This window comes from Aquabacterium sp., from assembly GCF_014378415.1.
Classification (GTDB): Bacteria; Pseudomonadota; Gammaproteobacteria; order Burkholderiales; family Burkholderiaceae_C; genus Aquabacterium.
This window is the reverse complement of the sequence record NZ_JACMNS010000009.1, coordinates 1-7,272: the sequence shown is the minus strand read 5'-3', so window position 1 is coordinate 7,272 and position 7,272 is coordinate 1. Positions and strand designations below refer to the sequence as shown.

Genomic DNA, 7,272 nt, shown 5'->3' with positions numbered 1-7,272 from the left:
CGCGCCTGCCCTGGCTGGGCCCGGTGCTGTTGCTGCTGGGCGTGGCGCTGGCCATGCTGCCACCGGTGGCGGGCGTGCCGCTGTGGGCCTACCTCAGCGTGGCCTGCCTGTTGATGGGCGGCATCGCCTGCGTGCCTGGCATGGTGGGCTTGCTGCTGCACTGGTGGCCCACGCCGCGCCGGCCCGCGCCCTTGCTGGCGTTTGAGCGCGCACGGCGCATGCGGCACACCGCCACGGTGGCCATCGCTGGCGTGGTGGCCAGCCTGAGTCTGTCGGTCGCCTTGACGGTGATGGTGGCCAGCTTCCGGGGCCCGGTCACCACCTGGCTGGACGTGGTCCTGCCCGCCGACCTGTATGCCCGCGCCACCAGCGGCGCGGGCAGCGACACCTTGAACCTGGGCCACGGCCTGCTCGACGACGTGCGACACGTGCCCGGCGTGCAGCGCGCCGTCGGCATCCGCGTGACCTCGCTGAGCTTGAACCCATCGCTCGGCGACGTGGCCTTGCTGTCGCGCCCGGTGGGCCAGGCAGACCGCAGCCTGCCCCTGGTGGGCGACCTGCTGCCCGCCAAGCCAGGCCAGGTGTCGATCTACGTGAGCGAGGCGATGGTGGACCTGCATGGCGCCGCCTCCGGCCGCACTTTGGCGCTGCCTTTGCGCGCGGGCCAACCCGCTGTTCAAGCCTTCGTGCGCGGTGTGTGGCGCGACTACGCCCGCCAGCAAGGCGCCATCGTGATCGACCAGGCCGACTACCAGCGCTTGACCGGTGATCTCGGCATCAACGACCTGGCCCTGTGGCTGGCCCCGCAGGCACGCACGCCCGATGTGCAAAGCGCCATCCGCCGCGCGGCCGAAGCACGTGGTCTGGCCGGTGGCCTGATCGAATTCGCCGAACCACGCCAGATCCGCGAAATCACCTTGGGGATTTTTGACCGCAGCTTTGCCGTCACCTATTGGCTGCAGGCCGTGGCCATTGGCATCGGCCTGTTCGGCACGGCGGCCAGCTTCTCGGCGCAGGTGCTGGCGCGCCGTAAGGAGTTCGGCCTGCTCAGCCACCTGGGCTTCACGCCCCGGCAAGTGCTGGGCATCGTCGGTGGCGAGGGCCTGGTGCTGACCGGCATCGGCGCGCTGATGGGCTTGGGCTTGGGCCTGGCGGTCAGCGTGGTGCTGGTCGAGGTGGTCAACCCGCAGAGCTTTCACTGGACCATGGACCTGCTGGCGCCCTGGGATCGTTTGGGCCTGCTGTGCCTGGGGGTGGTGCTGGCCGGCACCGTGACCGCCTTGATCGCGGGCCGGCAAGCCATCGGGCGCGATGCGGTGATGGCGGTGAAGGAAGATTGGTGATGATGATTCACCGCTTCACCCGATAAGATCACCCTCAGTGATTGCCGACATCAGAAAAGCTGCGCCGATGCCCCATTTGAATACAGGTGTTCTTGGTTCGATTCCTGTTCTCCCTCGCATGATCGAAGAGGTCACTGGATGACCAAGGATCTGACCACTTCAGCCGTTGCTCGAAGCAATGTCTTGAACAACCACTATGCCCTGGGCAAGCTGGAAACACATCTCGCCTTGGGTGGTTTGCACATCAGTGGCGAACTCGTGCTTTTCAAGGCGCAAGTCGCCGAACTGCTGGACATTGATGAGCGGACGATCGACCGCTATTTGGCCAGTCACGAAGTCGAACTTAAGCAGAGTGGCTACCAGATTCTCAAGGGAAAATCCTTAAAAAACATGAAGTTAACTCAAGTCGACGACATTCATGTCGTCGACTTGATTGGCGCCAAAACACCGTCGCTCGGCGTGTTTCCTTTCCGGGCAGTGCTGAACTTGGCCATGTTGGTGACCGAAAGTGAGCGGGCCAGGGCCATTCGCAGTCGCATGCTGGACATCGTGATCGACGTGATGGCTGAAAGGGTCGGGGGACAAACACGTTTCATCAACCAGCGCGATCAAGACTACCTGCCTTCGGCCTTCATGGAGGACAGCTACCGCAAGCAGTTCACCAATGCCTTGCGTGATCACGTGGAGATGGGCAACCACAAATATGCGGTTTACACCGACAAGATTTACCAAGCCGTGTTTTGCGAAAATGCCAGGGAGTACAAGCAGGTTCTGCGTCTGGCCGATGGCGACAGCACGCGCGAGACCATGTATGCCGAAGTACTGAAAACCCTGGCCAGCTTTGAGAGCGGCCTGGCATCGAATATCCAACAGAAGGCACAGCAGTTGGGAAGGCAACTCAAACCAAGCGAAGTTGACCAGTTACTGGCAGAGGCGGCAGCCAGCCCCTACCTCAAACCCTCGATCGAGGATGCCAGAACCCGCATGGCCAGTCGCGACATGGGCTTCAGGGATGTGTTGCATCACAAATTGGAAGCCTATCTGCAGGCCGTTCCCAAGGGCGATTTCGAGCGGTTTTTAGGCGAGCGCAGCCAAGCCCTGGAAGACCGCTTGTCAGATCCTAGGCTCCTGGCCGTCCTGAAGCGACTGAAGGATCGCTGAACCTCATGGCGGACCTCACGCTCTACTTCGATGCCAAGCATGCCATCAATGTGCACGACTGGATCATTGAGAAAACCGGTGGTTTGCCAGGCATGCGTGACAGAGGTCCCCTTGAAAGCGTCTTGGAGCACATTCAGAACGAAGACTATTACCCCACGGTTGATGCGAAGCTGGCCCATTTGGTATTTGGCATCAACAAATTCCATGCGTTTCACGACGGCAACAAAAGATCAAGCCTGACCTTGGGCGCCTATTTTTTAACCCTGAATGGCTACGACTATTGCGTGCCTCAATTTATCGTTCAAATGGAGAACATCGTGGTCGCGGTCGCAGAGGGCAAGATCGACAAACCTTTGCTTCAAAAAATCATCGTCTCACTCATCGAGGAAGATGACTTTTCGGATGAACTCAAGCTGGAATTGCTGTGTGCTTTTGCCGGTGATGCCCGCGGTGAGCCGGGCGGCGCGTGAATCAAGGAGTTGGCGCTGGGAGCCTAAGCGCCGGAGTGAACATCGTGGGTTCAAGGAGGAGGACGGACATGACCAGCAAGATCGACCGAAGGCAATGGCTCGCGATGCTGGGTAGCCTGACTGCATGGCCCGCCGTCGCTGCACCACGAGCTACTGCCGCCCCGTCTTCCCAGCCCCGGCCCGAAATCCGCCCAGGCGATGCCCTGCGCTTCCCGCGCAACTTTGGCGCCCACCCCGAGTTCCGCACCGAGTGGTGGTACATCACGGGCCGCCTGCTGACGGCCGAGCGGCAAACGCTGGGCTTCCAGGTCACCTTCTTCCGATCCCGCGTGGACACGGCCCAAGACAACCCCAGCCACTTTGCGGCCAAGCAATTGATCCTGGCCCACGCCGCCATCACCGATGTGGCCGGCCGCCAGTTGCTGCACGACCAGCGCATCGCCCGCGAAGGCCTGGGACTGGCTGGCGCCACGCTGGACGACACCCACGTGCACCTGAAGGACTGGTCACTGCAACGCACTGGCAGCAGCGGCTCGCCAAGCCTGTACCAAGCCCAAGTCAAGGCGCAAGACTTTGGCTTCGCGCTCGCCATGCGCAGCACACAAGCCCCCTTGGTGCAAGGCCAGGCCGGCTATTCGCGCAAAGGCCCGCTGCCCAGCCAGGCCAGCCGCTACTACTCGCAACCGCAACTGGCGGTCACCGGCCAAGTCACCCTGCACGGCAAGGCACAAGCGGTCACCGGCCAGGCTTGGATGGACCACGAGTGGAGCGAAGGCTTGCTCGCGCCCGAGGCCGTGGGTTGGGATTGGATCGGCATGAACCTGCGCGATGGCAGTGCGCTCATGGCCTTCCGTCTGCGCCGCCAAGATGGCTCGACCTTGTGGGCCGGTGGCAGCTTCCGCACGCCTGGCCAGGCCGCCCGCATCTTCAAGCCCGACGAGGTGCGCTTCAGCCCCGGGCGCACCTGGCAAAGCCCCGCCACGCACGCCACCTACCCGGTCGAATGGCAGGTAGCCACGCCCGCCGGCCGCTTCACCGTGCGCGCCATGCTGGACGCGCAAGAGCTGGCCGGCCAGCAAAGCACCGGCACCGTCTACTGGGAAGGCCTGAGCGAATTGCGTGACGCCAGCCAGCGCGTGGTCGGCGACGGCTATCTGGAGATGACGGGCTACGCCAACCCCATGGTGCTTTGACAAGCGCTCACTGGCGCCCGGCCGCCATCACCATGTCCAGGCCTTCTTCTGCTGGCTTCGAGATGTTCGTGGCATCGCACTTCACGAACTCATAGTCCGACTCCTTGATCCTGCGCGTTTGCAACCAATACTTCCAGGTCGAGTTCGGCCAGATCGCAAAGTTAATGCCCTCGGCGGTCTGGTACCAGCTCTTGCAACCCGACGACCACACCGTGCCCTTGAGCGCCTGCGTCACCTCGTTCAAAAAGCGCGTCATGGCAGCTGGCTTCACGTCCAGGTAGTCCACGCCCTTGGCCTTGACCAGCTGGATGCATTTGACGATGTAATCCACCTGCGCCTCGATCATGAAGATGATGGAGTTGTGGCCCAGGCCGGTGTGTGGCCCCACCAGTTGGTACATGTTGGGGTAGTGGGCCGTGGTGATGCCCAGGTACGAAGTGGGGCTGGTCTTCCAGTCCTCTTGCAAGGTGTGCCCATGGCGGCCGCGCATCTCAAAATTCTTCATGTAGATGCGTGGGTCCACGATGAAGCCGGTGCCCAGGATCAGGCAATCCATGGGCCGCTCCACCCCATCCCGGGTGACGATGCTGTGCTCGCGGATCTCCTGGATGCCGGTGGTCACCAGCTCCACGTTCTGACGGTTGAAGGCGGGGTACCACTTGTTGGAGATGAGGATGCGCTTGCAGCCCAGGGTGTAGTCGGGCGTGAGCTTTTTGACCAAGGCCGGGTCTTTCACCTGGTATGAGATGAACTTTTTGATCGCCGCGCCCCCAATGCGCGCCATCCACGGGTTGAAGATGGGCCACACGCGCGACTCGTTGGTCCAGTAACAACGCCAGCGGTGCAGCGTGCGCGTGATGGGCAGGGCCGCGAACAGCTTCTTGCGGAATTCGGAATACTGGCGCGTGTCGCGCGGAATCACCCAGGCCGGCGTGCGCTGAAACACGTGCAGCTTCTTGACCAGGGGCGCGATCTCCGGCACGTACTGGATGGCACTGCCGCCACTGCCCAGCGACACCACGGTCTTGCCGCGCAAGTCGTAGCCATGGTCCCACTGGGCCGAGTGCATCACTTTGCCCTTGAAGGTGTCCAGCCCCTTGATGTCAGGGAAGGCCGGCACGTGCAGCGGGCCCGAAGCCAGCACCCAATGGCGCGCGCTGATGGTCTGGCCGCCCGAGGTCTTGATGGCCCAGCGCCCCGTGCCTTCATTGAACACCGCGCTGATCACCTCCTGGTTGAACTGGATGTGCGGGCGGATACCGTACTTTTTGGTCACGTCCAGGATGTACTGCTGGATCTCGTCCCAGGGGGCGTAGCGTTTGGACCAATCCGGCTTGGTCTCGAACGAGTACGAGTACATGTGCGACTGCACGTCGCACTCGGCACCGGGGTAAGTGTTGTCGCGCCAGGCGCCGCCCACCTCGCTGGCTTTTTCCAGGATCACGAAGTCGTCGATGCCGGCCAGCTTGAGCTTGACCGCCATGCACAAGCCGCCAAAGCCGACACCGGCAATCGCCACTTCAACTTGGCAGGGGCGGGGGGATGAAGAAATGGTCGTGTTCTGTGAAGTCATGCGGCACCTGGTTGATGGGTCTCCGAAACGATTATTTCGGCCAAGGTGTCCGCGGCAAACCCCTCACAGTGCCGTCTCTTGACGCAGATCAAATGACCCCCCGTGTCTGGGTGCCCGCCACCCCCAGCCTTGACTGGGCTATGCTGGGGGTCGTCACTGATACAGTGTGCGCCCCGTCCGCCCCGCCAGAGAGCCCGCCCCTTGAGTAGTTATTGCGCCATCGACTTCGGCACCTCCAATTCGGCCATCGCCATTCCCGCTGACCAGGGCATGCGCCTGGTGCCGCTGGAGGGCGACAGCACCACCATGCCCACGGCGGTTTTTTACTGCACCGATGGGGACGACCTGCCCACCGGTTTTGAGAAGGCCACCGGCCGCCCCGGCGCCGAGCTGCCCCGCACCTTCGGCCGCGCCGCCGTGCAGGCCTACATCGAAGGCTACGAAGGCCGCCTGATGCGCTCCATGAAGAGCATCCTGGGCAGCCCGCTGGTGGAGCAAACCACCGACCTGGGCCACGGCTTTGGCGTCAAGTACATCGACATCATCACCGGCTACCTGCACCACCTGCGCAGCCGCGCCGAACGGGCCAGCGGCCAGGTGCTCAGCCATGTGGTGCTGGGCCGCCCCGTGTTTTTTGTGGACGACGACCCTGAGCGCGACGCGCAAGCACAGGCCTCGCTGGCCGCCGCTGCGCACGCCGTGGGCTTCAAGGACGTCGCCTTCCAGTACGAGCCCATCGCGGCCGCGTTTGACTACGAGCAGCAGGCCACGCGCGAAGAGCTCGCCCTGGTGGCCGACATCGGCGGCGGCACCTCCGACTTCTCGGTAGTGCGCGTGGGGCCGCAGCGCGCCGCCCTGCTCGACCGGCGCAGCGACATCCTGGCCAACCACGGCGTGCACGTGGCGGGCACCGACTTCGACCGCCGCGTGTCCCTGTCGTGCGTGATGCCGCCCCTGGGCCACGGCGGCATGGGCCCCAGCATCGGCGGCCAGCCCCCGCGCCCCATCCCCAGCCGCGTCTATTTCGACCTGGCCACCTGGCATTTGATCAACAACGTCTACCAGGCCCCGCGCGTGGCCGAGCTGAAAAGCATGAACGGCTTCTACGCCGACCCGACCCAGTTCAAGCGCCTGATGAAGGTGGTGAACGACCGCCTGGGCCATGCCCTGGTGGGCAGCGCCGAAGCCGCCAAGATCGCCGTGGCGGCCGGTGGTGATTTCGACATCGACCTGTCCGTCATTGAAGCTGGCCTGCACGCCCCTTTGAAGGAAGCGCAAGCCGAGCAGGCCTTCCGCGAAGACCTGGCCCGCATCACCGCCTGCGCGTTGGACACCGTGCGCATGGCCGGCCTGCAGCCTTCGGACATCCATGCCCTGTATTTCACGGGCGGCTCAACGGGGTTGAAGCTGCTGACCGACCAGCTGGAAGCGGCCTTCCCCCAAACCCGCGCGGTGCGTGGCGACCGCCTCGCCTCGGTGGTCACCGGCCTGGGCTTGCACGCCGGGCGCTTGTTCGGCAAATGATGCGGTGG

6 protein-coding genes are annotated in these 7,272 nt (G+C 63.5%); 5 read left to right on the top strand and 1 reads right to left on the bottom strand.

Annotation, left to right across the window (positions count from 1 at the left end):
- From H7225_RS01235 to H7225_RS01220, 4 genes are all read left to right on the top strand, one after another.
- A partial coding sequence (locus H7225_RS01235; protein WP_290658786.1) for an ABC transporter permease occupies window positions 1–1,343 on the top strand: 1,343 nt, incomplete at its 5' end.
- 138 nt (window positions 1,344–1,481) lie between these two features.
- Window positions 1,482–2,504, top strand: coding sequence for a DNA-binding protein (locus tag H7225_RS01230; RefSeq protein ID WP_290658785.1), 1,023 nt, complete (start codon window positions 1,482–1,484; stop codon window positions 2,502–2,504).
- Between the two features lie 5 nt (window positions 2,505–2,509).
- The gene (locus H7225_RS01225; protein WP_290658784.1) at window positions 2,510–2,974 is read left to right on the top strand and encodes a type II toxin-antitoxin system death-on-curing family toxin; all 465 of its coding nucleotides are present in this window, start codon (window positions 2,510–2,512) and stop codon (window positions 2,972–2,974) included.
- Window positions 2,975–3,042: 68 nt separating this feature from the next.
- Window positions 3,043–4,167, top strand: coding sequence for a carotenoid 1,2-hydratase (locus H7225_RS01220; protein WP_290658782.1), 1,125 nt, complete (start codon window positions 3,043–3,045; stop codon window positions 4,165–4,167).
- A gap of 7 nt (window positions 4,168–4,174) precedes the next feature.
- Here the strand turns inward: H7225_RS01220 and H7225_RS01215 are convergent, their stop codons facing one another.
- Window positions 4,175–5,740, bottom strand: coding sequence for an NAD(P)/FAD-dependent oxidoreductase (locus H7225_RS01215; protein WP_290658781.1), 1,566 nt, complete (start codon window positions 5,738–5,740; stop codon window positions 4,175–4,177).
- A 201-nt stretch (window positions 5,741–5,941) separates the two neighbouring features.
- Here H7225_RS01215 and H7225_RS01210 point away from each other — a divergent pair, with 201 nt between their 5' ends.
- Window positions 5,942–7,264, top strand: coding sequence for an Hsp70 family protein (locus tag H7225_RS01210; protein WP_290658780.1), 1,323 nt, complete (start codon window positions 5,942–5,944; stop codon window positions 7,262–7,264).
- The last annotated feature ends 8 nt before the right edge of the window (window positions 7,265–7,272 follow it).

Coding starts and splice junctions, on each gene's coding strand:
- H7225_RS01230 (WP_290658785.1), top strand. CDS start 1,482: ATGACCAAGGATCTGACCACTTCAGCCGTTGCTCGAAGCAATGTCTTG.
- H7225_RS01225 (WP_290658784.1), top strand. CDS start 2,510: ATGGCGGACCTCACGCTCTACTTCGATGCCAAGCATGCCATCAATGTG.
- H7225_RS01220 (WP_290658782.1), top strand. CDS start 3,043: ATGACCAGCAAGATCGACCGAAGGCAATGGCTCGCGATGCTGGGTAGC.
- H7225_RS01215 (WP_290658781.1), bottom strand. CDS start 5,740: ATGACTTCACAGAACACGACCATTTCTTCATCCCCCCGCCCCTGCCAA.